Origin of the sequence: Clostridioides sp. ZZV14-6345 (genome assembly GCF_020657775.1) — a bacterium.
Classification (GTDB): Bacteria; Bacillota; Clostridia; order Peptostreptococcales; family Peptostreptococcaceae; genus Clostridioides; species Clostridioides difficile_D.
Window position 1 is genome coordinate 1 of sequence record NZ_JAGWCX010000244.1, and the last position, 319, is coordinate 319.

Below are 319 nucleotides of genomic sequence, written 5' to 3' on the forward strand. Positions count from 1 at the left end.
AAAGTTTAAATATAGTTTTACAACACTAAACGACTTATCCAATTGTAATATAGTATTAAGGAGTATTATAAACAACAAGACATCCACAACAGGATATGAAGTAAGTTTAAATATTACTATACTAGAAGGTGATTATACTAATACTAATATAGGTTATTTCAATGGAATACAAAGTGTTGGTCAAGAAGATAAAATTGAAATATTATCAACCGAAATAAATACACCAAATTTAATAAAATCAGATTATATTTACACCAAAGGTAAATATAATAGTATTAGTGGAGAGTATTTGGATACTGATGATAAACATTATGCTTGT

The 319-nt window shown here is 24.8% G+C and carries 1 protein-coding gene; it reads left to right on the plus strand.

Translation table 11 applies throughout. The features are described 5' to 3' along the window. Positions 1 to 319: hypothetical protein (locus tag KGF39_RS19635; RefSeq protein WP_413927106.1), on the plus strand; the 319-nt coding region annotated here is incomplete at both ends.